Consider the following 22,902-nt stretch of genomic DNA (forward strand, 5'->3'; position numbering starts at 1 on the left):
AAACGTGAACACCCAGTCGAACCCGGCGGAACCACGGTCCGAATGGGACGCGATCATCATCGGTGCCGGGCTGGGTGGGCTGACCTGCGCCGCCTACCTCGCCACCACCGGCCGCCGGGTGCTGGTACTCGAGCAGTTCTCCGTGGCAGGCGGCAACAGTCACGTGTTCCGGCGGCGCCGCAGGTACGAGTTCGACGTCGGCATCCACTACCTCGGCGACTGCGGGCAGGACGGGATCATCCCCGCGATCCTGAACGGCGTGGGGTTGGCGGGCCGGACCGAGTTCCTCGAGATGGATCCGGACGGCTTCGACCAGGTCAGGGTGCAGGGACTCGAACTGGACGTGCCCACCGGCTGGTCGCGATACCGCGAACGGCTGAAAGCCGCCCTGCCGGACGAGGCGGACGCGGTGGACGCGTTCGTAGACATCAGCATCGCGAGTGCCGAGGAACAGCGTTTCGCCCTGCTCGCGGGCGAAGAGGTAACGCCTGTGGAGCTCGCGAACCAGTGCGGCACCACCCGGCGCTGGGGCAGGCGAACGCTCGACCAGCTTTTCGACCACTGTGGACTGTCGGCACGAGCCCGAACGGTGCTCGCCGCGCAGGCCCCGAACTACGGCCTCACCCCACGGCAGGTCACGGTGGGGCGGCACACCTCGGTATTCGACCACTACCTGCGCGGGGCGTACTACCCGGCGGGCGGCGGCCAGGTCATCGCGGCCGGGCTGGTCGAGGTCATCGAGGCGCACGGCGGTGAGGTGCGAACCAACGCCAGGGTCGAGAAGATCCTCGTCGAGGGTGGCAGGGTGACCGGCGTCGGCCTTGGCGACTCCGAGGTCATCACCGCTCCCCTCGTCGTCTCCAACGCCGACTACCGGCGCACCGTGCTCGAGCTCGCCGGCGCCGCGCACTTTCCCGCGAAGACCGTGGATCGCACGCGTTCGGCGGTGATGAGCATGCCGTGGCTGGTGCTCTACCTCGGCCTGGACACCGACCTACGGGAACGTCCCAACGCCAACCTCTGGTGGTACGACGAGGACATCGACACGTACTTCGACAAGGTGAGCCGGGGCGAGGCCGACGACGTGCGGTTCCTGTTCGCCTCGTTCGCCTCGCGCAAGGATCCCGACAACCGCACCATCTGTCCGCCAGGGCACGCCAACCTCCAGGTGATGACCCCCAGTCCCGCCGCGTACCACTGGTGGGGCGTCGAGGGCGGCCCCGCGGCCGGTGTGCCCTACCGGCGCAACCCGACGTATCGGGAACAGAAGGAATGGTATGTCGAGGCCACTCTCCGTGCCGCGGAGCGCGCCATCGGGCCGTTGCGGGATCACATCACGCATCTCGAGGCGGCGACACCACTGACCCACGAACGTTACATCCTTTCCAGCGGCGGAACGCCCTGCGGCCTGGCCGAGTGGGGCAATGCCAAGTGGCCGGACACCGCTACCACCGTCGAGGGCCTGCACGTTGTGGGTGCGAACACCCGCTACGGCAGTGGCGTCGCGGGCGTCATGGTCAGCGGAATCATGTGCGCGGGCCAGATCCTCGGGCGGCGGCTGCTGTCGGAGGCGCATCGCGGATCGGTGTTCGGTGAGCCCGCGCTGCTCCCGGAACGGGACCCGGAGTGGGATCCACGGGATGTCTGCCGGGGCGCGGCTCGACGTGGCCGGGGCGCCACCCGGCGCCGCATGGCGCAAGCGGTGGACTGAGCACCGTCGCCGCCCCGCCGAATCGGCGGGGCGGCGACGCGGGGCCAGGTACGGGCCGGGCGGTCAGATGGTGATCCCGCCGTCGATCTGCAGTACCGAGCCGGTGATGTAGGCGGCCCGATCCGAGACCAGGTACGACACCAGATCCGCGACCTCGTCGGCCCGGCCGATCCGGCGTAGCGGGATAGTCTCCAGTGCCCGCTCCCGGACCTTGGTGGTGAGGCTCCCGGTCATGTCCGTCTCGACGAACCCCGGCGCGACGACGTTGGCTCGGATCCCGTAGCGGCCGACCTCCTTGGCCAGCGCCTTGGAGAAGCCGATGATACCGGCCTTGGAGGCGGAATAGTTGGTCTGGGTCGCGTTGCCGTAGACCCCGGCGACGGACGAGATGTTCACGATGGAACCGGACTTGCGCTTCATCATCTCGAAGATCACTGACCGGCACACGTTGTAGACACCATCCAGGTTGGTGTCCAGCACCCCATGCCAGTCCTCATCGGACATCATCAGCAGCGGGTTGTCCCTTGTGATCCCGGCCGATGTCACCACGGCGTCGATCGCGCCGAGCTCGCTCTCGGTCCGCTCGATCCAGCCGCGCACCGAGTCCGCTTCGGACACGTCGGCATGGACGGCGAGAACGCGCGCGCCTCGTTCACCGGCTTCCTTCTCCAGCTCGCGCGCGGCCTCCTCGTTGGAGCGATAGCAAAAGCTGACATCGAACCCTTCCTCGGCCAGCCGGTGCACCACGGCCCGCCCGATGCCACGCGAACCGCCACTTACCAGAGCAACCCGAGCTTCGCTCTCTGCCATGTATCCTCTCCGTTCTGGTCCGCTAGGACATCGTTACCGGCTCGGCGGACCGCAGTACCTCGGCGGGGCGGAACGTCATCACCATCTTGGATACGGTCAGCAGCGGTTCTCCTTCGAGGAGACTCTCGCCTTCGAAGATCACCGTGTCGCTCAGGGCACGGGTCACCCGAACCCGGTGCTCGGCGACGTCGCCAGGGTAAAGCTTCCGATGTATGTCCACCTCGGACATCGAACCGAACAACATGACCTCGCCGCTCTGCACTTCCGCGCGGCCCATGCCCGCCAGTATCCCCGCCGACTGGCCCCACGACTCCAGCAGCAACGTCTCCGGGTAGGCGAGGTCCTCCACTCGGGCATCCTCGCCTGCGTGGGCGTACCAGGGTTCGTTGCAGGTAACCGCCTTGATCGCGGTGAGTCGCTCACCCGGGACCACGTCGAGGACCTTGTCCACGAGCAGCATCGGGTACCTGTGCGGCAGCAGCTTCCTGACCTCGGCCGCAGTGATCATGTTCGGTCCTCTCTCCGGTGCCTCAGCCGGATCGTCGCCGCGTCCACGGCCACCGGGCTCACCCTGCGACTCACGACTCGCGCAATTTCCCCTGCAGCAACCCATGAGCCGCGCGCAGGGTCCGAACCGAACGCATCTCGGTCTCGGTGAACTTGACCCGGTACTTCTTCTCCAGGGCGACGACGACCTCCAGCGCGAGCAGCGAGTCGACCTGGAGGTGGTCGATGAAGTCGGTGTCGTCCGACACCTGGGTGGGTTCCACGTCGATCACGTCGGCAAGCGTGACGCGGAGCTCTTCCTTGTCGAGTGTTTCCTCGGGAATGGTCATCTTCGTGGATTCTCGCTTTCTTCGTGTGGTACGGCGGATGTCCTCGTCACCGGTTCCCGCCGAGCAGCCTCAGCACGGCACAGGCGACGGTGCCGTCGGGGTCCACCGAGGTGACCACGGCCGCCTCACCGCTGGCCTCGGTGGCACGCTCGGCCACGCTGAGCACCGACACCAGCTGGAAGGTGGCGGACGCTCCGGAGGTGTCGCCGAGCCTGCTCAGATCCGGGACCCGCCGCAGGGCCGGTGCCTCGAACAGCTCGCCGAGCACTTCACTCTCGTAGCGTCCGGCGGCTCCGGGCGGGCCACTCGGCACCACCGCCCACGCGTCCCGCGCGGCGAGGCCGGACCGATCCAGGGCACCGCGCACGCAGGCGTCCAGCACGATACGCAGGTCTCCCTCGAGGTACACCCTGGACTCCACGGCGAGGATCTCGGCAAGCGGCTGCCTTCCGTGTCCCGCGGGCGAGGGCGGTTCGACCAGCAGAACCGCTCCCCCCTCACCGAGCACCGTGCCGGCTGCCTCCTCGCCGCGGCTGTGGTGCTCCAGCCAGGCACGCGCGTGGCTGTACTCCTCCGCGCCGGCGCAGAGGACCTCGCCCGCGCGTCCCGTCGCCAGCAACCTGCCCGCGTACTTGAGCGCGAACAACCCCGCGGTCCGGCCACCCGCGATCGTGGTGTTCGGTCCCTTGAGCTGGTGCCAGATCGCGCATTGCCCGGCGGCACAGTTCATCACGGCATTGGGCATCCGGGCCGGGTCAACGTAGAAGGGTTTGTCGGCCGTCAGCGAGTCGCGGGTGAAGTCCATCATGCTCTGCGCGCTACCGGTCGTGGTGCCGAGCACAAGCCCGGTCCGCTCCCCCGTCTCGATCAGCCGGTTGCCGTCCACGTCATTGAGCAACCCGCCGACGGTGGCCACGGCGAGCCCGGTCACCCGATCCATCGAACGAGTCCCCTTCTTGCCGAGGACCTTCCTGAGGTCGAAGCCCGGAACGAGACCGGCTCGGCCGACCGGCACTTGCCACTGCTCCGCGTCGAGGTCGGTCACGGCGTCCCGCCCCGAGCACAGGCCCTCGACGTAGGCCTCACGGCCAAAGCCGAACGGCGAGACGGCGGACCAGTTCGAGATGACCGGATTCGTGGCGGCGGTCCGCGCGGTCATGAGTTCCCTCCAGCGGATGGTTCGGTTACCTTGCCGGACAGACTCGGCCGGTGTCCCAGGGTGTCCAGGAAGTGATGCACGATCGCCGCGAATCGGTCGGGTTCACGCAGCATCGGGAAGTGGCCGCAGCCATCGAGCAGCTCGGCGGTCCCCGCCGGCAGGTCCTCGGCCAGCGCGACGCCCTCCTCAGGCGGGACCGTGGTGTCGTCGGCGCCCACGATCACCTTGCACGGCAAGGTGATCAGCTCGGTGCGCAACAGCGGGGTGCGCAGGTAGGTATCCAGGAACCTGACCCAGCCATGGGGGCCCACCCGCTCGCAGACCCGCAGCGCCAGGTCGTCGAGCAGCTCCGGGTCGATCGACCGGGTGGCATGCATCCGGATGCCCTCGCGCATCGTGTGTTCGAACCGGGCTATCAGGTCGCCGAGCGCCGACCACCGGAAGTCCTCCACCTCCCGCCGGTAGAACGGGGACACCAGGACCGCGCCGGCGAGGCCGTAACGATGGCGAATGTCGGCGGCTCGGCGGTTCAGCAGCTCGACGAGGAGGTTGGCCGACATCGAGTGGGCCACCACCAGGTCGACCCCGCCGGGAACCCTGGTGAGCGCGGACTCGATCCACCGGCTCGGCTCACCCTCGTGGCCCCATACCGGGTCGCCGTCGTTGCGCCACGGCAGCTCGGCCGTCCACACCTCGGCCCGCGCGCGCCACCGGTCGACGAAACCGTCCCACACGGCCCCGCTGTTGGCGAGCCCGTGCAGCAGGAGGATCCGCGGACCGGCCCCACTCCCCGGGCCCGCGTTCCTGCGGTCGACCGTCAGGGGTGACACGTCCGGCGACGGCCGTGTGACCAGGCCGGACGCTGTCGGGCTCATCGGCGTACCTCCCGGTTCCGGCCGCGCCGGATTCCCTTTCGCTCGAGCTCGGTGACTCGACGCGGACAACTGCGCTGCTGCTTCCTGTCTCTCGGCATGCGTCATCCTCTCGGCCAGAGCCAGGCGGTGAAATCTTTCATAACAGTGCCGCGGCATCGCCGACAAGGACGCTTCAAGAACTTTGCACAGCATGGCGGCCGATCATCTCCACGGATTAACATAACGCACGTTCACGACTACGACAGATAATTAATCCACCATGCGGGCCAGCGAAAACGCGTCGAGAAAACTTGAACGACGACCACAAGAGGACTAGAATCGGTCGACGTCACGAATAATTCAAGAGTTGACGTATAAAACATTTCTATCAGAACTTGACGACGTCACCCGAATTGACGCATGATCCGTTTCCATGAATCTCGTCACAACCTTGGACGGGTCGCACGCCGAAAGGCCCGATGACGCAGGTACCGAGCCGTCCCGTCGCCGCCCGCCTTGGTTGTCGCCGGTGGGCCAGCCGAGTTGGGCCCGGCCGGCCCTGCTGCTCATAGCCGCCGTCAGCGCGGTGGTGTACGGATGGGACCTCACCACCAGGCTCTACGGATCCGCCGACGTCTACCTGGCGACGGTGCGCAGCATGTCCGAGAGCTGGTCGGGCTTCCTGTTCGGCGCTTTCGACCCCGCCGCATCGATCACCCTGGACAAGATACCCGGGGGGCTCTGGCCCGCCGCGCTGTCCGCGAGCATCTTCGGCTTCGACACCTGGTCCGCCTTACTGCCACAGGTGATCGCGGCGGTACTGACGGTGCTCGTGCTGTACCGTGTGGCGCGCCGGCTGGCCGGTCCCGCGGCCGGGCTGCTCGCGGCCGGCGCCATGGCGGCGATGCCGGTCGCGGCCGCGCTGGCGCATGTCACCTGGCCGGACACCTTCCTGACCCTGCTGCTGGCGCTGGCCGCCGACGCCGCCCTGCGCGCCATCAGCACCGGTAGCCTCCGCTCGCTGGTCCTTGCCGGGGTATGGGTCGGTCTGGCCACCCACGCGAAGATGCTCGTGGCCTGGGGGACCCTGCCCGCGCTGGCCGTCGCGTACCTGGTGGCGGCACCGCCGAAACCACTGCGCCGCCTCGCCCATGTCGGCATCGCCGGAGCGGTCACCATCGCCGTGTCCAGCGTCTGGCTGGTGATCGTGTCGCTCACCCCGGCCAGCAGCCGCCCCTACATCGACGGCACCACCGACAACGACCCGTTCAGCATGGTGTTCGGGTACAACGGGTTCTCGATCTTCTCCGCCGGGCAGGGCAGCCGGACGGACACGCCCTTCGAGACCGGTCTGCTGCCGACCCTGTTCGGCTCGATGGCACCGCAGGCCATGTGGCTGTTCCCGGTGGCACTGATCGGGCTCGTGTTCGGCCTTGCCAGCAGGGCCCGCGCGGCCCGAACCGACCTGCTCCGTGCCGGCCTGCTGCTGTGGGGGTTGTGGCTGGTCACCTTCGGTGCCGTGTTCAGCACGGCTGTCGTCAACCATGTCGCGTACTCCATCGTGCTCGGGCCAGGACTCGCCGCCCTGTTCGGCGTCGGGCTGGTGCTCCTGTGGCGCGCCTACCGCGAGGGCGGATGGCAGGCGTGGCTGCTTCCCGCGGCGATCGCGGCCACGGCTGTCTGGTCGATCGTCGTTTCCGGACGCTTCGACAACTTCCTGACCTGGCTGGCTCCCGCGACCGCGGTGTTCGGCGGCCTCGCCGTCGTGCTGCTCGCCCTGGCGAGGGTTCTCCCCCGGGTACCGAAGCCCGCCGTCCCCGCCGGGGTGGCGACCGGCCTTGTCGCCATGCTCCTCGCTCCGGCGGCCTGGACCGTCGCGACCACGGACAAGGCCGCCTACTCGGGAATCATGGCCAACCCGGCGGCCGGCCCCATGGGTGCCGAGCTGCAGTACGCGGATCTTCCGGCCGACCAGAAGCAGAGCATGCTGGCCGCGCTGGAGAAGCAGGCCGAGATGATCGTGGCCAGCATGGAGCAGAGCGGCGGCAGGATGCTGTCGCCCGAAGGGCAGGCACTGTTGCGGCACGCGCGGTCGGGCACGGACGGCCAGAAGTACCTTTTCGCCACCCCCGACTCCGGGCTGGCCTCGGCCTTCATCATCGAGCACGGGGCAAGCATCCTGCCGATCGGCGGCTTCGTCGGCGACATCCCGTTCCCTGCCGAGCGGGACTTCGTCCGGCACGTCGAATCCGGCGACCTGCGGTACGTGGTCGACCGCGCGCAGCCGCCGAACGCACCCGCCCCCGGTGGCACCGCGGGCACCACCACGGCGCAGCGGAACCTCGCCTGGGTCAAGCAGCACTGCACCCTGGTCGATCCGGAAGAGTACTTCCAGCTTCCCGGCGCCCAGCCCGGCGGTGGCGGAGCGGGCGCGCAGGCGCAGCCTGGTCCCCGCACGCGCTGGATGCTGTACGACTGCGCCGGGCGCCAGGGCTGACCGGCAGGACGAACGGAACGTCACGAGCGAGTTCCCCGACCAACCGACAAGGGGTGATCGGTAATGACCCGTGCGTCGGGTTCGACAGTGCTGCGTCCGCTACCGCGGCCGGACGCGGAGCGGGTTCTGGTCTGTCTCGGCTATTCCGGCGGGGGCACGGCCACCTTCCGGCCATGGGCGTCCGTGCTGCCCGAGGACGTCGAGCTGGCCATCGTCTGCTACCCGGGGCGGGAGGGCCGGTTCACCACGCCGTTCGCGCGCAGCTGGGACGAGTTGATGGTCGACGTGCTGGCCTCGGTGCGCCCGCTGACCACCCGCCCCTACATGTTGCTCGGTCACAGCCTCGGCGCGTGGGTGGCCTTCGAGGCCGCTTCCCGGCTCGAACGAGCAGGAACGGCCCCGGAGTCACTGGTGGTCTCGGCATCCGAGTCCCCCATCGACTGCCAGGCCAACCCGTACCCGCGGACGCCGTGCCCCGAGAACACCGACGAGGAGTTGCTGGCCTGGATGCGTGATGCCGGGCAACTGCCCGAGGTCATCCACTCCGACCCCGACCTCAGGGAGATCGCGGTCGAGCTGCTCAGGGCGGACATGCGGGTGAGCCGGTCCTACCGCTACCGCCACGGCACCACCGTCAGCGCACCGATGCAGGTGCTCTACGGCGAGGACGACAGCTCCGTCGGAGCCGAGGACGCGGAACGGTGGCGGCTGGTGTCCTCCGGGCCATTCCAGATAACGAGAATGCCAGGCGGACACTTCTACACCGACGATATTTGGGCACGACTACCGGAACAGATCGACATTCAGGGAAATTTGGTCAAGTAGGGTTCGTTTTTTGTACCGCGCACTCGACCCGGCGCGGCGGTCGAGCGGTGCCGCATGGTCACCGTCCACGCCGGGCGGCGCCGTGCCGACACGAGGGCACTTCGCGGGACGTATCAGAAAGTTCGAACACCGATTGCGGGGCGGCCACAAATTCTGTGTGATCTGGGTACAACCACCGCACGACACGCTGTTCGACTCGAAGGAGTAGACGCAAGGTGACTACCTCAATCAACGCCGAGCGCATGGCCCAGATCAAAGAAATTGTCTGCGACATTCTCGAGCTCGAGGAGGAAGAGGTCACACAGACCAGTCTCTTCAAGGAAGAGCATGACGCCGACTCACTGCTGGCGATCGAGATCCTGGCTGCACTCGAGAAGCAGTTCGGAGTACTGATCGACCAGACCGAGCTCACCCGGATGGTGAACCTGAAGGGCGTGTACGAGGTCGTCACCGAGGCGATCGAAGCGAGCTAGTTGACCAGGGTGACCGGTCGGAGGAGGGAGGACGATGACGTCAACGTGGCGCGACGCTGACACGAGCACCACGGCACGGCGAGTCGTGCTTACCGGGTTCGGTGTTTTCTCGAGCATCGGCATCGGCGCCGAGGAGTTCGCCGAAGGTCTGCGCCACGGGCGTTGTGGGGCCCGGCCGATCACCGTGTTCGACACCGAGGGGTTCGCCCACTCGAATGGCTGCGAGGTGGTCGGCTTCGAGCCGGAGAAGTGGATCCACAATCTCCCCGTGGACAAGCTCGGCCGGGCGAGCAGGTTCTCTGTCGCGGCCGCCCGGATGGCCATCGAGGACGCCGGCCTCAGTGCGGAGCAGCTTCGGTCCCAGCTCGGGGTGATCTCCATCGGCACGACCGACGGCGAGTCTCACGATCTCGATCACCTGGTGGGAATGGAGGTCGAGAGCGGGCCGGAGAGCATGCGACCGGACATCGCACGCCGGATATCGCCTGAGCGGCTCTCGCTGTGCATCGCGCAGGAGTTCGGCCTGTCCAACGTCGAGGCCGCCACCATCGCCACGGCCTGCTCGGCAGGCAACTACGCCATCGGGCACGGATATGACGCGGTGCGTTCGGGAGAGGCGGACTACGCCCTGTGCGGAGGTGCCGACGCTATGTGCCGCAAGACCTTCACCGGCTTCTACCGGCTCGGCACGATCGCACCGGACGTCTGCCGTCCGTTCGACAAGGACCGCAAGGGGATCCTGACCGGAGAAGGCGCGGGCATCATGGTGATGGAGAGCCTGGACTCGGCGCTGGCTCGTGGTGCGCACATCTACGCCGAGGTGCTCGGGTACGGCCTGAACTGTGACGCCTTCCACCAGGTCGCACCCGACCAGTCGAGCGTCGCCAGATGCATGGGGCTCGCACTCGACAACGCCGGAGTCAAGCCACACGAGGTCGACCTGATCTCCGCACACGGAACGGGCACCAAGGCCAACGACGTGACGGAGATCCAGGCGATCCGGGACGTGTTCGACGACACTCCGCCCCGTACGATCTCTCTCAAGTCGATGCTGGGGCACACCATGGGCGCGGCGAGCGCACTCGCCGCCATCGCCTGCTCGCTGGCGATCAAACATGGGTTCATCCCACCCACGATCAACCACCGGGAGACGGACCCGGAGTGCGAGATCGACTGCGTGCCGAACCAGTCGGTGGAGGCCGACCTGCGCATCGTGCAGAACAACGGTCTGGCGTTCGGCGGCAACAACTCGATCGTGGTCCTCGGTAAGCATCAGGCTTCCTGACCCCAGGCACCCCTCCGGGCAGAACCCGCGGCGCCGGACAGTCCACACCGGCCTACCGGGTCGATGACCGCACGGCCCGCGGCGGGCGGCGCGAGCGGCATGGCTTACACACCAGCCATACCAGTTCACAAGAACGTGACATGTACATGAACCGTGTTCGCATTGCCGGTCCGGCGTCGTGATCGGGCGGAAAGCGTGGTACGTTCTGCCCGCAAGCTATTACTGGCGGGGTGATATAGAAGACCACGTCCGCACCACCGGCGGCCGATGTAGTACCGATCGACGGTACCGCATCGCATCGATGGCCTGATGTTGGTCGATAGTATGGCTTTTATTTGAAAAGTCAGCTTTCGATAGCCGGCATCGGACCCATAGCCATCAAATTTTTCGAATCGGTGGCCGGATGCGGGCGTGGCCGTGCATGATGGTAGTTGACCTGAGCAGGACGCAGTTGCGAGTGCCACTAGCGCGCTAGCACGGACTTCCTCTAGCGTTCAGTTCAGGTAGTCATACCGAACAGTCCTGGGGGTTAGAGTGAAGATTACTAGGCGTAAAGCCCGTTACAGTCGGCTATTGTTACGCGTCAGTGTCGTGACATCAAGATTGTTTGCTCCACTCGCAGTTGACGAGTAGAGTGCATGCGCCATACGCAGCATGCCGCGTAACGGATTTCTCATCGCTAAATGACGTGTATACCTGGCGTCGTATCCGCGGGTGAACGCCCGTGTTGGCTTCGTCGTGGCGACGAGGGTATGCCGTCGTGACCGCACCATGTTCGAATCGCCGTTGAAGAGTTCGAGGAGGCGGAGGGAGTGGCGGTAAGTGCATCACGATCCGGTGACCGTGACTCGGCCCCAGAGCGTGATCAACTCGTCACACCGGAAAGCCACCTTGTCCGAAATCAGGACAATATCCGGATTACGCCGGCTCAGAATTGCGGTGATCACCGCAAATTCGAACAAACTGGGGAACACAAAAAGATGTCGGTTGAACGTCCTTTCGATGAAGCCTACACCAGCCGGGTGCCGGCTCGCGCTCACACACCAAGGACGACGACCACGACAGGCTTGAACCACCTATCTTGTAGAACCGGTGCAAAAACGGACGATTGGGGGCTTTGACCGTGCACGAAAGGGAACTGAGGGCCTTCGTGGCGACCGCGCAGATCGGCAGAATGGACCTCGCCGCCAAGGAGCTTGGATACTCCCAGCCGGCGATCAGCTACCAGATCAAGTGCTTGGAACGCGCGCTCGGTGTGCGGCTGTTCATGCGCAACCCGGCCGGCGCCCAGTTGACCAGAGAGGGAGAGATCATTCTGTTGTCCGCGCAGTCGGCCCTGCTCCTGCTAGACAACATCAAGAGCATGTCACGCAGTTCGGCGGAGGAACTTCTCTCGGCGGCGGGAATAGCGACCTGATTGACCGGGCACGGTCCGGAGCCGGTCGCCGGCCCGTGTCTCGGGTCGAGGTGGCGGGCCGGCTGCCACGCCCGTCCTGGCGAGCGGTTGCAGAACTTTTTTAGGTTTCGGTTGGCCGGCGGGTCGCTCGCCATGGTCGAGCTCACCGCTCATGGCTTGCGGGCCAGGCCGCCGACGATCAGGTGCTGCACATCCGCCAACGGCCGGTCCGAGGGGCCGTCCGGCCACCAGTGCGGGAGCAGGGCCAGTCCCGGGTCGATCAGGTCCAGGCCGCAGAACATCCGCTCGATCTCCGCGCGGGATCGGAAGTGACCCGAACCCATCGGGCTGTGCAGCATGACCTCCTGCAGCCTGCGGGCCAGGGCCGCGCGCGGGCTGTCGTCGCGGGGGTCGAGAAAGTGCGTGATGCCCACGTAGCTCCCGCTGGGCAACGCGTCGACGTAGGCCTGCATGATCGCCCACGGATCGAGTTCGTCCGGCACGTGGTGCAGGGTTCCGATCTGCAACAACGCCACCGGCGTCGAGAAGTCGAGGTGCCGCCGGGCCGCCACGCTGTCCAGCACCTCCTCGGGGCGGGTGAGGTCGGCCGCGATCAGGTGGCTGTTCACGTCCTGCGCCAGTAGGGCCCTGCCGTGTGCGATCACCACCGGATCGTTGTCCACGTACACCACCGTGGCGTCGCCGTTCATCCTGCGGGCCACCTCGTGGGTGTTCTCCGCGGTCGGTAGCCCGGCACCGATGTCGAGGATCTGCTCGATGCCGGCCCGGCCGACCAGCCAGCGGACCATCCTGATCAGCATCTCCCGGTTGTCCCTGGCGATCATCGGAACCTCCGGCGCGACCTTGACGAGGGACTTCTTCACCTCCTGGTCGATGGCGTAGTTGTCCTTGCCGCCGAGGACCGCGTCGTACACCCGAGCGATACTGGCGCGTGTGGGGTCCACCCCGACCGGGGTCCGGTACGGTGCCTCGTCCGCGCGCATAACTCCGCCATCCCTCCCGTTTCGTGTTCCGACGCTTACTCTACGAGATGGCTCCGAGATCATGTCGCCCCGCCGAATGACCCCCATCGCCGAGCGTTGCCCATGGCACGGAGCGGCATCCCGGCCGCGCGACTATGATCTTCCTGGTCCGGCGTTGGGAGGTGACGATGTCCGGCGACGCAGCTCGGCGATCGCTCGGTCCACTCCCCGCGGAGCGGACGACCTACGTGGGGCGCCGGACCGAGTTGATCGAGACGCGGCGGCTGCTCGGCGCGGCGTCGCTGGTGACCCTGACCGGGCCCGGCGGGGTGGGCAAGACGAGGCTGGCGCTGCAGGCCGCCGCGGCCGCGCGGGCCTCCTTCGCCGACGACGTGGTGTTCGTCGGGCTCGCCGAGCTCCGCGAGCCGGAACTGCTGGTCAACACGGTCGCCGACCACCTCGGGTCGGGTGACCGCTCGGCGCGTCCCCCGATCGACCTGCTGGTGGAGCAGCTGCGCGCCCGCAGGCTGCTGCTGGTGCTGGACAACTGCGAGCACCTGGTCGAGGCCTGCGCGCGGCTGGTGGGCACCCTGCTGGCCGGCTGCCCCGACCTGGTCGTGCTGGCGACCAGCCGCCAGTCGCTCGGTGTGGCGGGAGAACGGATCCTGCCGGTGTCCCCGCTGGCCGTCCCCGAGCCCGGCGAGTCGACCGCCGGGCTGGAGCAGTACGAGGGTGTCCAGCTCTTCGTGGATCGGGCCACGGCCGTCGTGCCGTCGTTCGCGATCACCGAGGAGAACGCCGCCGACGTGACCCGGCTGTGCCAGGCATTGGACGGGTTGCCGCTGGCCATCGAGCTGGCGGCGGTGCGGTTGCGCTCGCTGTCGGTGCGCCAGCTCGCCGACCGGCTGGACAACCGATTCACCCTGCTCACCGGGGGCCGCCGGTCGGGACCGAGCAGGCACGCGACGTTCCAGGCGTTGATCGACTGGAGCCACGAACTGTGTACCGAGCAGGAACGCCTGCTGTGGGCACGCACCTCGGTGTTCTCCGGCACCTTCGGCCTGGATGCCGCCGAGGAGGTGTGCTCGGCGGGCGGGCTGGACCGGCATGCGGTGCTGGACGTGCTGGACGGTCTGCTGGACAAGTCGATCCTGCTGCGGCAGGAGCGCGACGACGTCGTGCGTTACCGGATGCTGGAACCGGTCCGGCAGTACGGCGAGGACCGGTTGCAGGCCGCGGGTGACCTGGTGCGGATGCGGCGGCGGCACCGCGACTGGTACCTGGAGCTGGCCAGGCAGTTCGCCGCGGAGTGGTTCGGCGCCGACCAGATCGCCTGGATCACCCGGCTCAAGCAGGAGCACGCCAACCTGCGCGGGGCACTCGACTTCTGCTCGACCGAGCCCGGCGAGGCAGCCGCGGGGCTGGACCTGGTGCACGGCGTGAAGGAGTACTGGGTGTTGCGCGGGCTCAACACCGAGGGGCGGATGTGGCTGGGCAAGCTGCTCGATGTCGCCCCGAACGACTCCCCCGGCAGGGCCAGCGGGTCGTGGATGTACGCCTTCCTCGCGCTCGTGCAGAGCGACCTTCCCGCCTTCGACACCGCGCTGGCCAGGGCGGCGGACGCGGCCGAGGAACTCGGCGACGAGCGCTCCCGTGCCTACGTCCACCACGTGCGCGCCTACGCGGCGCTGATCGACGACCAGGCGGACACCGCCGCCGACCTGTTCCACCAGGCCGCCGAGGAGTTCCGGCGGCAGCGGGACTTCGGCGGGCTGTTGTGGGCGAGGTACAACCACGGTCTCGCGATCAGCCTGGCGGGCGACCTGGAGCGCGGGCGCCAGGTGCTGCGGGACTGCGTGGCCGAGTGCGTCGAACGCGGCGAGGTGTTCTGGCGGTCCTGGGCGCTGTGGTCCCGCAGCGCCGCCGAGTACCTGCGCGGGGACATGGAACAGGCCGAGCAGGCGGGACTGGAGCTGCTGCGGCTGCAACGACGCGTCGACGACCGGGCGATCATCGCCTTCTCGCTGACGGTCATGGCCGGCTGCGCCACGCATCGCGGGGATCCGCGCCGGGCCGCCCGGTTGCTCGGCGCGGCGACCACGGTGTGGCAGTGGCTCGGCGCCTCACCCACCAACTACGCCGCGTTCGTCGAACCGATGGAACGCGACATCGGCCTGGTGACCGGCGAGCTCGGGGCCGAGGAGGCGGCCAAGGAGTTCGCCACCGGTGCCGAGCTGTCCGCGGAGCAGGCCGTGCGACACGCACTGGGCGAGGCGCAGGACGGAGCGGAGGCCACTGTGGAGCCTCCGCCCGATCCACTCACCAAGCGGGAGACCGAGATCGCCGAGCTGGTGACCCAGGGCCTGACCAACCGGGACATCGCCGACCGCCTCGTCATCGCCCGCCGGACGGCCGAGACCCACGTCGACCACATCCTCGGCAAGCTGGGCTTCACCAGCCGGGCACAGATCGCCGCCTGGTTCGTGGAGTCCCGCCGGTCCTGACCGGGCGAGCACCGAGGTACGTACGCCAGGTACGTAGTCCTCACGATGCGCGGCGCGCGGCGGGCGGGGGACGCTGTGTCGCCAAGGTGGCCACCGTGGCCCACCTGGCGCACCGCGGAGGCAGTCCCGATGACTCGGAACACGACCCGGCACACCGAGCCCGAGCGCTGATCGCCATGACCGTCACCGAGCAGCGCAACGAACCGGCCGGCGGGTTCCACCCGCACGCCGGCATCATGGCCAAGGCGATCGTCTATGAGATCGAGAACCTGGTACCGGGGTACGCGCGGCGGCTGGACGGCCCGTTCGGCGCGGCCCTCCGGGAGGGCGTCGAACGGGTCATCCGGTACGCCCTTGCCACCCCGGGCCGCGTCGTGGTGCTGCCGGAGCGCGGTGCCAGGATGTTCCGCGAGCTGGGTAGGGCCGAGTTCGACGCGGGCAACGGCCTGGACCGGCTGCAGTCCGCGTACCGGCTCGGGGGCACGGTGGCCTGGCGGCACCTGGCCGAGTTCGGGCAGGCGCGGGGTGTGCCCGCGGGCCGCCTGAGTGCGTGTGCCGATGCGGTGTTCGGCTACGTGGACCAGGTGTCCGCACTGTCGGTACGGGGGTACCACGCGGCGCGGACCGCGTCGGCGGGGCGGCTGGCACGCAGCAGGCGTCTGCTGTTGGAGCAGATCCTCGCCACGCCACCCGCCTCGCCGCGGGCACTGGCCTCGGCCGCGGCGCAGGCGCGGTGGACCCTGCCGGAACGGGTCACGATGGTGGCCGTCGAGGCATCCGGCCACCCGGCGCAGCCGGACCTTCCCGAACTCGGCGAGGGGACGCTGGCCGACCTCACCGACGCCCGGCCCTGCCTGCTGCTGGCCGCTGAGACGGATCTGACCGGGATCGCGCGGGCACTGGGCGGCAGGCGGATCGCGGCCGGGCCGAGCGTGCCGCTGCGAGACGCCGCGAGCTCGCTGCACTGGGCACGGCGCACCCTGGAGCTGGTGTGTTCCGGGGCGCTGCCGGACGCCACGGTCACCCGGTGCACCGACCACCTGCTCAGCCTGTGGCTGCGCGCGGACCGGTTCCTGCTCACCGAGCTGCGCAAGCTCAGCCTCGCCCCGCTCGACGGGCTCACCGGCAAACGGCGGGCGGCGCTGGGCGGGACCCTGCTCGCCTGGCTGGAGTCGCGGGGCAGCGCGGTGGAGCTGGCCGAGCGGCTCCAGGTGCATCCGCAGACCGTCCGGTACCGGCTACGGCAGCTCGAGGAGCTGTTCGGGCGCCGCCTGCACGATCCGGACGAGCGGCTCGCGATGGAGATCGCACTCCGCGCCGAGCGGGAAACCACTGCCACCAAGGTCACGGAGGTTGACGAGTGAACCGGTCCCGTCTGCTCACGGCCCTGGTGCTCGCGGTTGTGCTGACCGCGGGCGCCCCGGTTTCGGCCGCACCGCCGCAACCGGCGCCGCCGGGGGACGCCTTCTACCAGCCGCCATCCCCGCTGCCCGATGGGCAGCCGGGCGAGGTGATCCGCTGGCGCCCCGGCACGGCGGGACCCGCCCACGAGACCGTGGACGCCTGGCAGGTGATGTACCACTCCACCGACGCGCTGGGCGAGCCGAACGTGGTGACCGGCACGGTGCTGCTGGGCAAGGACGTCGATCCCGCCACCGCCCCGGTGGTGGCCATGGCCCCCGGAACGCACGGCCCCGCGTTCCGCTGCGCCCCGTCGAAGATGCTGTCCATCGGTGCCTTCTACGAGCAGCCCGCGCTGGAGGATCTGCTCGGCCGCGGCTATGCGGTGGCGATGACCGACTACGAGGGCTACCACCCCGAGCCGGACACCACCTATGTGACCGGCAGGGCCATGGGGCACGCCGTGATCGACGTGGTGCGGGCGGCGCAGCGGCTGCCCGTGGCGGGGCTGTCGGCGGAGGCGGAGGTGGCCTTCCGCGGCTACTCCCAGGGTGGCGGCGCGGCGATGTGGGCGGGCCAGATGCAGCCGGGGTACGCCCCGGAGCTGAACCTGGTCGGCGTCGCCGCGGGCGGGGTTCCCGCCGATCTGGCGCAGGTGTCGATCCAGCTCGACGGCGGCCTCGGGTTCGGCCTGCTCGCCTATGCGCTGCAGGGACTGGACGCCGCCTACCCGCGACTGCGGCTGGACTCCTACCTCAACGAGGCGGGCCGCACCGAGTTCGCGCGGATGCGGCAGGAGGCCTGCACCTTCGAGCTGCTGGTGGACTACCGGGGCAGGAAGCTGTCCGAGTTCACCACCGCCAGCCCGGTGATCCAGCCGGAGTGGATGGCCAGGATCAGGGAGAACGTCCTCGGCGGCACCCCGATCGAGGTCCCGGTGTTCGACTACCACGCGACCGGGGACGACCTGGTGTGGTTCCCGCAGGCGGAGCGGCTGCGCCGGTCCTACTGCGACCAGGGCGTCCCGGTGACCTGGCGGGCCTACGACACCGACCACATCACCCTGGTCTACACCGGCAACGAGGCCGCGCACCAGTTCATCGCCGACCGGTTCGCGGGCAAGCCGGTCACCTCGAACTGCTGAGCCGCGCCGGCGGACGTACGGAATGTGCGCGGAAGCCAACGTGAAGTGGCCCGGTCGGCGGGCGACCGGGCCACTACTCCTGCCGACTTGGAACGAGTCGGCGCCGTGCGGGTCAGCTGAGGTGCTGAGCGCGTTCCCTCATCGTGTCGAGGAATGCGTCGAAGGCTGAGCGTGTGAGCGTGAGGTGCCCACCATTGCGGTTCTTGGTGTCCCGCACCGCGACCAGACGGCTGGACGCGGCCACCTCGACACACGCGCCATTGCCCTGCGATCGCGTGCTTGTTCGCCAGGTCGTCCCTGCGGGAATCGGTGTCGACATCATGCCGCCTTCAGTAGAACTTCAGGTGAGGACCGAAGCTACCTGCTCGATCAACCGCGCCGAGCTGGTCCCGTCGGAAGCCAGCTCCCACAACTGATTGTACGCAGTCTGGAAGGCAGCGACCTCGTCGTCCTCGTCCTCCAGGACGAAGTATGACACGCTCTCAGCGAAGATCACGGCCGGATCGTCTGGGTCCGGAAACTCCAGGATCGTGAAGTTCCGGCCGAGGGCTGGCCGTGCTCCCACAACCCACGGGAGTACCCGGGTCTCGATCGTCTCGTAGTTGGACGTCAGGTCGAGCAAGTGCTCGAGTTGCTCACGAAGGACCCTTGGGCCGCCGACCTGGGTATGGAGAGCGGCCTCGCCCAGCAAGATCCTCAGCTTGAGCGGATCACCCGCCGTAACACGTTGTTGCCGCGTCATACGAATGTCGAGCAGGCGGTCCACGTCCTCGGGCCGCACATGCGGGCTGTACGACGCTATGAGCGCCCGCGCGTACTCCTTGATCTGCACGAGGCCCGGCACGAACTCGCCTTCGAGCAGGGATATCGTGTCCGCTTCGTCTTCGAGTTCGTAGTACTCGGCCAGCCGCTTGGGCAGCACATCGTCGTACCGCCTGCGCATGGCGCCGCGCTTACGGCCATCCTTGGCGATCTCGACCATCTCGGCGACAACGTCCGCCGGAGCGCCGTATGCCTCCAGCGCGTGCTTGACGCGGAGTGGTTCGGCACTCTGGCCGTTCTCCATCCGGGAGTCCGACTAGGAGGCACCGAGGATGCTAGCCGACCGAACGGACACATCCGAACTCGCGGTGACCAGAGTTCGCCGAGCACGTCACGGCACACGCTGGGGTCACTCGCGGACATCTCCCGCCGTCTCAACGCGGACAGACGGCGACCAAGCGTGACAGCGCCCCGACCGGGTCTGCTCGAAACGGCCGAGCGTCACGAGATCTACCTGACCGCAGGCACCAGCGACGGCGAACACGTCATGCACTGGCCGGCAACAGCACGACTGACCGAATACGGACCAGACACGGTCGAGGTAGTCACCTACCTCCGTCGAACCGGCATCCTCGGCCTGACCCCGGTCAGCCGAGACGATCTCCGCGTGTACCGGGTCGTCCCGACCGAGGCGGGCCGAGTCCTGCTTGCCGAGCACCGCATCGGCGGTGAACGGTGACCAGCGACAGCGGGCTCACGGTGGCCGATGCGCTGACCCTGCTCGACAGCCCACCCGACAGGTCCCTCGTGCCCAACCTGCCCCGCTGGGAAGCGATCCCGCTGGGCACGGCCTGCGGCGAGGTCTGCCAGGAACAGCCGCGGAGCCGCCCCCACCTGGCCGGGTGGCGCCGCGTGGTCCTGGATGACCACGGACACGTCGAGAAACAGTTGTACTGCACCGTCCACGCCGAGCAGGCCGATCGGCTATGTCCGCCGTCGTCGTGACCGGCCCGGAGGTGCCGGACGAGTTGATCGAGGTCCCGCTCGCCGACTCCTACGGCACTGTGCACGCCACGGTGCCGGCCTGGAACGTGGCCGGGCTGCTGCTGCACCGCCGCCCCCGGCTGGAACGGCTCCAGCTCGGCTATCAGGTTCGCGAGAACTCCCGCATCTGGTTGCTGTGCATTCCCGACCATGGCTACCTGCCCCTGGAGTGCTACTCGAAGGCCGCCGCGACCAAGGCGGCCCGAGCGTTCCGCCGGGACGCCGACGACGGCGCGGTCACCGGCTGCACCTCAGCCGATCTCGCCCGGTGGGTCCGCGCATGGTGCTCACGCAACCCGGACGCCGTACCTCTACTCGGCTACGACTGACGACTCGGCGGGATCGAGCGCCGGGCGCGGACCCAGCCACGGGCGCTCGACTCGCCTTCCCGACCGGGCGCCCGGTGTCGGCCGGACGCGGCCGATCCCCGGGCACCGTGCGCCCGGTCCCGGTCCTAACAGGAAAGGAGTTCGCGTTGGCAAGGCAACGGTCACCGCCGCAGGTCCGGTAGTCCCACCTACCCACAAATCAGGCCGATTAAAGGGAATAACGGAATGACCACACCAACCAAGGCTACTGCGGAGCGAGTCCGGTTCACTGGTCCAGAAAGGACGGAACTCGCCGAGGAACTGAAACGGCAATACGAGCAGGGCGACAGCATTCGCGCTCTCGCGGACTCCTGCGGCCGCTCCTACGGCTTCGTCCATCGCCTTCTCACCGAAGCCAGAACCACCCTTCGCTCCCGGGGCGGCAGCCGTCCAGGAAACGACTAGACCCGACGTCCGCTACCGCCCGGATGCACCATCCTGGCGAACCTTACCTGACGGCCGTACACCTGACGTCTATCTCTGGTAGTCACAGGTGAAGGTCGCACAGCTACCGATTGGAGTGATCTTGTGACTGCGAAGACGGAGCCGCTCGTGGGTGCGCACACTGTGTTCCCGCTCGGAGACTACAAAGGGCCGAGCATGGATCGCGCCGGATCCCCGGCTCGGCCGTCCGGACACAGCCTCCGGCTCGGCGACCGGCACGCCTGGGACATCTCCGCATAACACCTCAGTCCCGACCAGGCCCGTGATGGAGCCGCACCAGCCTGGCGTCGCGCACCTGCCACGTCCATGAGCAGCGGAAACACCATGCAAGTCAACACTGCCCAAGTCGGAACTTGACCAACTCGCCTACGTGGACAGCAAACTCGCCTACGCGAATGGCCAACACGCCTACGTGGCGGGCAAACACGCCGTCAGATCAGGGCGCGGATGGCGTTCTCGAATCCGGTGACGTGCCGCAGGGCCAGGTCGGCGGCGGCCCCGGCGTCGCCGTCGATGATCTTCGTCAGCAGCGGGACGTGCTCGCCGACGTGGCCGGCGACCCCGGACAACCGGGGCAGGAAGACGCCCCAGATCCGGGTGGCCAGGTTGTCGTAGGTGAGCAGGGTGTCCTCGAGGAAGGGATTGTGCACGCAGCGGTAGATGGCGCGATGCGCGGCGAGGTCCATCTTGAGCAGTTCGGTGGTGTTCTCCATCTCCTCCGCCCGCGCCAGCCGGTCGCGTAGCTTCGCGAGCGTGTCCCGGTCGGCCTCGGTGGCCCGCTCGGCGGCCGCGGCGGTGGCCATCGGCTCGAGGGTACGGCGCACCTCGGAGATATAGGCGAGGTCGGAGATGTTGACATCGGTGGCGAAGGTGCCGCGCCGGGGGAAGGCGACCACGAGCCGTTCCTTCGCCAACCGCTTCAGTGCCTCCCGAACGGGGGTTCGCCCGACCTCCAGCTCGCCGCTCAGCCGCTCCTCGTTGATCGGGCTTCCCGGCGGGATCTCCAGCATCACCAGGCGGTCGCGAATGGCGAGGTAGGCCTGCTCCGCCAACGAGGTTCCGGACCCGAAGGTCGCCGTGTTGACCGGTGCTCTCACCGGGCTTACTCTACACTACGACTGATATATCAGTAGTTGACTAGAGGTACACCATGACCGTGGCACCCACCTCAGACGCAGTCGCCCCCGGTTCGCGACTGCCGGAACACCCCGACTTCCTCTGGAACAACCCCGAACCCGCGCGCGGCTACGACGTCCTCGTCGTGGGTGGCGGCGGGCACGGCCTCGCCACCGCCTACCACCTCGCCCGCACGCAGGGCGTCAGCAACGTGGCCGTGCTGGAGAAGGGCTGGCTGGCCGGCGGGAACATGGCCCGCAACACCACGATCATCCGGTCCAACTACCTGTGGGACGAAAGCGCCCGGATCTACGAGCACGCGCTGACACTCTGGGAGAACCTGGAGAACGAGCTGGACTATCCCGTCCTGTTCGACCAGCGTGGCGTGCTGAACCTGGCACACAGCCTGCAGGACGTGCGGGACAGCGTGCGGCGGGTGAACGCCAACCGGCTGAACGGGATCGACGCGGAATGGCTGGAACCCGCCGAGGTCAAGGACGTCTGCCCGATCCTGAACGTCTCCCCCGACATCCGGTACCCGGTACTCGGCGCCAGTTACCAGCCACGGGCGGGCATCGCCAAGCACGACCACGTCGCCTGGGGCTACGCCCGTGCCGCGGCGGGCCTCGGCGTGGACCTCATCCAGAACTGCGAGGTCACCGGCATCCGAACCAGCGGTGGCCGGGTGACCGGGGTCCGCACCACCCGGGGGGACATCGCCGCGGGCAAGGTCGCGCTCTGCGCGGCGGGCCACTCCTCCGTGCTGGCCGGCATGGTCGGGCTACGGCTTCCGGTCGCCTCGCACCCGCTGCAGGCGATGGTCTCCGAACTACTCGAGCCGGTGCACCCGACGGTGGTCATGTCCAATGCGGTGCACGTCTACGTATCCCAGGCACACAAGGGCGAACTCGTGCTCGGTGCCGGGATCGACAGCTACAACGGGTACGGGCAGCGTGGGTCCTTCCACGTGATCGAGCGCCAGCTGACGGCCGCGCTCGAACTGTTCCCGATCTTCGCGCGGGCGCATCTGCTGCGCACCTGGGCGGGCATCGTGGACGTCAGCCCGGACGCCTCGCCGATCATCGGGCGCACCCCGATCGCGGGGCTGTACCTCAACTGCGGGTGGGGCACCGGGGGCTTCAAGGTCACCCCCGGCCTCGGCGACTGCTTCGCGCACACCGTCGCGCGGGACGAGCCTCACCCGTTCGTCGAGCCGTTCGGCCTCGAGCGGTTCACCACCGGCGCCCTCGTCGACGAGCACGGCGCCGCTGCCGTAGCCCACTGAGCGGC

At 68.3% G+C, this 22,902-nt stretch carries 24 protein-coding genes; 14 read left to right on the plus strand and 10 right to left on the minus strand.

What is annotated here, in order from left to right:
• The first annotated feature begins 4 nt into the window (after positions 1 to 4).
• The gene (locus FB471_RS05175) at positions 5 to 1,711 is read left to right on the plus strand and encodes a phytoene desaturase family protein (RefSeq protein WP_141996186.1); all 1,707 of its coding nucleotides are present in this window, start codon (positions 5 to 7) and stop codon (positions 1,709 to 1,711) included.
• A 63-nt stretch (positions 1,712 to 1,774) separates the two neighbouring features.
• Here the strand turns inward: FB471_RS05175 and fabG are convergent, their stop codons facing one another.
• From fabG to FB471_RS05200, 5 genes are all read right to left on the minus strand, one after another.
• Entirely contained in the window at positions 1,775 to 2,521 is a 747-nt protein-coding gene (gene fabG / locus FB471_RS05180; protein ID WP_141996187.1) for a 3-oxoacyl-[acyl-carrier-protein] reductase, read from the minus strand.
• A 22-nt stretch (positions 2,522 to 2,543) separates the two neighbouring features.
• Complete coding sequence (locus FB471_RS05185; protein ID WP_141996188.1) at positions 2,544 to 3,029, minus strand: 3-hydroxyacyl-ACP dehydratase FabZ family protein; 486 nt, start codon at positions 3,027 to 3,029, stop codon at positions 2,544 to 2,546.
• Between the two features lie 70 nt (positions 3,030 to 3,099).
• Positions 3,100 to 3,357 (minus strand): acyl carrier protein, encoded by a 258-nt coding sequence (locus FB471_RS05190; protein WP_141996189.1) that lies wholly within the window; start codon positions 3,355 to 3,357, stop codon positions 3,100 to 3,102.
• A 46-nt stretch (positions 3,358 to 3,403) separates the two neighbouring features.
• Positions 3,404 to 4,516: a beta-ketoacyl synthase N-terminal-like domain-containing protein gene (locus tag FB471_RS05195; RefSeq protein WP_141996190.1), complete on the minus strand. Its 1,113-nt coding sequence runs from the start codon at positions 4,514 to 4,516 to the stop codon at positions 3,404 to 3,406.
• Positions 4,513 to 5,391: an alpha/beta fold hydrolase gene (locus FB471_RS05200; RefSeq protein WP_170220707.1), complete on the minus strand. Its 879-nt coding sequence runs from the start codon at positions 5,389 to 5,391 to the stop codon at positions 4,513 to 4,515. Before FB471_RS05200 ends, FB471_RS05195 begins: the two co-directional genes overlap by 4 nt.
• Before the next feature lie 508 nt (positions 5,392 to 5,899).
• Here FB471_RS05200 and FB471_RS05205 point away from each other — a divergent pair.
• From FB471_RS05205 to FB471_RS05220, 4 genes are all read left to right on the plus strand, one after another.
• Positions 5,900 to 7,867 (plus strand): glycosyltransferase family 39 protein, encoded by a 1,968-nt coding sequence (locus FB471_RS05205; protein WP_246076246.1) that lies wholly within the window; start codon positions 5,900 to 5,902, stop codon positions 7,865 to 7,867.
• A gap of 63 nt (positions 7,868 to 7,930) precedes the next feature.
• A complete protein-coding gene (locus FB471_RS05210; protein WP_141996193.1) occupies positions 7,931 to 8,692 on the plus strand; it encodes a thioesterase II family protein in 762 nt (253 codons plus the stop codon).
• A 215-nt stretch (positions 8,693 to 8,907) separates the two neighbouring features.
• The gene (locus FB471_RS05215) at positions 8,908 to 9,165 is read left to right on the plus strand and encodes an acyl carrier protein (RefSeq protein WP_246076247.1); all 258 of its coding nucleotides are present in this window, start codon (positions 8,908 to 8,910) and stop codon (positions 9,163 to 9,165) included.
• 34 nt (positions 9,166 to 9,199) lie between these two features.
• Positions 9,200 to 10,450, plus strand: coding sequence for a beta-ketoacyl-[acyl-carrier-protein] synthase family protein (locus FB471_RS05220; RefSeq protein ID WP_141996194.1), 1,251 nt, complete (start codon positions 9,200 to 9,202; stop codon positions 10,448 to 10,450).
• Between the two features lie 827 nt (positions 10,451 to 11,277).
• Here the strand turns inward: FB471_RS05220 and FB471_RS34445 are convergent.
• Complete coding sequence (locus FB471_RS34445; protein WP_211357951.1) at positions 11,278 to 11,490, minus strand: hypothetical protein; 213 nt, start codon at positions 11,488 to 11,490, stop codon at positions 11,278 to 11,280.
• Between the two features lie 83 nt (positions 11,491 to 11,573).
• On the opposite strand from FB471_RS34445, the gene FB471_RS05225 reads away from it, so the two are divergent.
• Positions 11,574 to 11,867: a helix-turn-helix domain-containing protein gene (locus FB471_RS05225; RefSeq protein ID WP_142001596.1), complete on the plus strand. Its 294-nt coding sequence runs from the start codon at positions 11,574 to 11,576 to the stop codon at positions 11,865 to 11,867.
• A gap of 149 nt (positions 11,868 to 12,016) precedes the next feature.
• Here FB471_RS05225 and FB471_RS05230 read toward each other — a convergent pair whose 3' ends face one another.
• Positions 12,017 to 12,850 carry an SAM-dependent methyltransferase gene (locus FB471_RS05230; protein ID WP_141996195.1) on the minus strand — a complete coding sequence of 278 codons (834 nt, stop codon included), beginning with the start codon at positions 12,848 to 12,850 and terminating at the stop codon, positions 12,017 to 12,019.
• Between the two features lie 167 nt (positions 12,851 to 13,017).
• Here FB471_RS05230 and FB471_RS05235 point away from each other — a divergent pair, with 167 nt between their 5' ends.
• The 3 genes from FB471_RS05235 to FB471_RS05245 all read left to right on the plus strand — a co-directional run bounded on the left by FB471_RS05235 (position 13,018) and on the right by FB471_RS05245 (position 17,878).
• The gene (locus FB471_RS05235) at positions 13,018 to 15,333 is read left to right on the plus strand and encodes an ATP-binding protein (protein ID WP_141996196.1); all 2,316 of its coding nucleotides are present in this window, start codon (positions 13,018 to 13,020) and stop codon (positions 15,331 to 15,333) included.
• Positions 15,334 to 15,509: 176 nt separating this feature from the next.
• Entirely contained in the window at positions 15,510 to 16,697 is a 1,188-nt protein-coding gene (locus FB471_RS05240) for a PucR-like N-terminal domain-containing protein (RefSeq protein WP_246076248.1), read from the plus strand.
• Positions 16,694 to 17,878, plus strand: coding sequence for a lipase family protein (locus tag FB471_RS05245; protein WP_141996197.1), 1,185 nt, complete (start codon positions 16,694 to 16,696; stop codon positions 17,876 to 17,878). The genes FB471_RS05240 and FB471_RS05245 overlap by 4 nt, the downstream gene beginning before the upstream one ends.
• 112 nt (positions 17,879 to 17,990) lie before the next feature.
• Here FB471_RS05245 and FB471_RS05250 read toward each other — a convergent pair whose 3' ends face one another.
• Positions 17,991 to 18,200, minus strand: coding sequence for a DUF397 domain-containing protein (locus tag FB471_RS05250; RefSeq protein ID WP_342779401.1), 210 nt, complete (start codon positions 18,198 to 18,200; stop codon positions 17,991 to 17,993).
• An 18-nt stretch (positions 18,201 to 18,218) separates the two neighbouring features.
• Complete coding sequence (locus tag FB471_RS05255) at positions 18,219 to 18,944, minus strand: DUF5753 domain-containing protein (protein WP_141996198.1); 726 nt, start codon at positions 18,942 to 18,944, stop codon at positions 18,219 to 18,221.
• A 156-nt stretch (positions 18,945 to 19,100) separates the two neighbouring features.
• Here FB471_RS05255 and FB471_RS05260 point away from each other — a divergent pair, with 156 nt between their 5' ends.
• The 4 genes from FB471_RS05260 to FB471_RS34875 all read left to right on the plus strand — a co-directional run bounded on the left by FB471_RS05260 (position 19,101) and on the right by FB471_RS34875 (position 20,457).
• Positions 19,101 to 19,379, plus strand: coding sequence for a hypothetical protein (locus tag FB471_RS05260; protein WP_141996199.1), 279 nt, complete (start codon positions 19,101 to 19,103; stop codon positions 19,377 to 19,379).
• A complete protein-coding gene (locus FB471_RS05265; protein WP_141996200.1) occupies positions 19,376 to 19,645 on the plus strand; it encodes a hypothetical protein in 270 nt (89 codons plus the stop codon). The genes FB471_RS05260 and FB471_RS05265 overlap by 4 nt, the downstream gene beginning before the upstream one ends.
• Positions 19,627 to 20,013, plus strand: coding sequence for a hypothetical protein (locus tag FB471_RS05270; RefSeq protein WP_141996201.1), 387 nt, complete (start codon positions 19,627 to 19,629; stop codon positions 20,011 to 20,013). Before FB471_RS05265 ends, FB471_RS05270 begins: the two co-directional genes overlap by 19 nt.
• Positions 20,014 to 20,238: 225 nt before the next feature.
• Positions 20,239 to 20,457, plus strand: coding sequence for a helix-turn-helix domain-containing protein (locus FB471_RS34875; protein WP_141996202.1), 219 nt, complete (start codon positions 20,239 to 20,241; stop codon positions 20,455 to 20,457).
• 470 nt (positions 20,458 to 20,927) lie between these two features.
• Here FB471_RS34875 and FB471_RS05280 read toward each other — a convergent pair whose 3' ends face one another.
• Positions 20,928 to 21,593: a GntR family transcriptional regulator gene (locus tag FB471_RS05280; protein WP_246076249.1), complete on the minus strand. Its 666-nt coding sequence runs from the start codon at positions 21,591 to 21,593 to the stop codon at positions 20,928 to 20,930.
• A gap of 59 nt (positions 21,594 to 21,652) precedes the next feature.
• On the opposite strand from FB471_RS05280, the gene FB471_RS05285 reads away from it, so the two are divergent.
• On the plus strand, positions 21,653 to 22,897 hold the full coding sequence (locus FB471_RS05285) for a sarcosine oxidase subunit beta family protein (RefSeq protein WP_246076250.1): 1,245 nt from the start codon (positions 21,653 to 21,655) through the stop codon (positions 22,895 to 22,897).
• Positions 22,898 to 22,902 lie beyond the last annotated feature (5 nt).

This window comes from Amycolatopsis cihanbeyliensis, assembly GCF_006715045.1.
Taxonomy (GTDB): Bacteria; Actinomycetota; Actinomycetes; order Mycobacteriales; family Pseudonocardiaceae; genus Amycolatopsis; species Amycolatopsis cihanbeyliensis.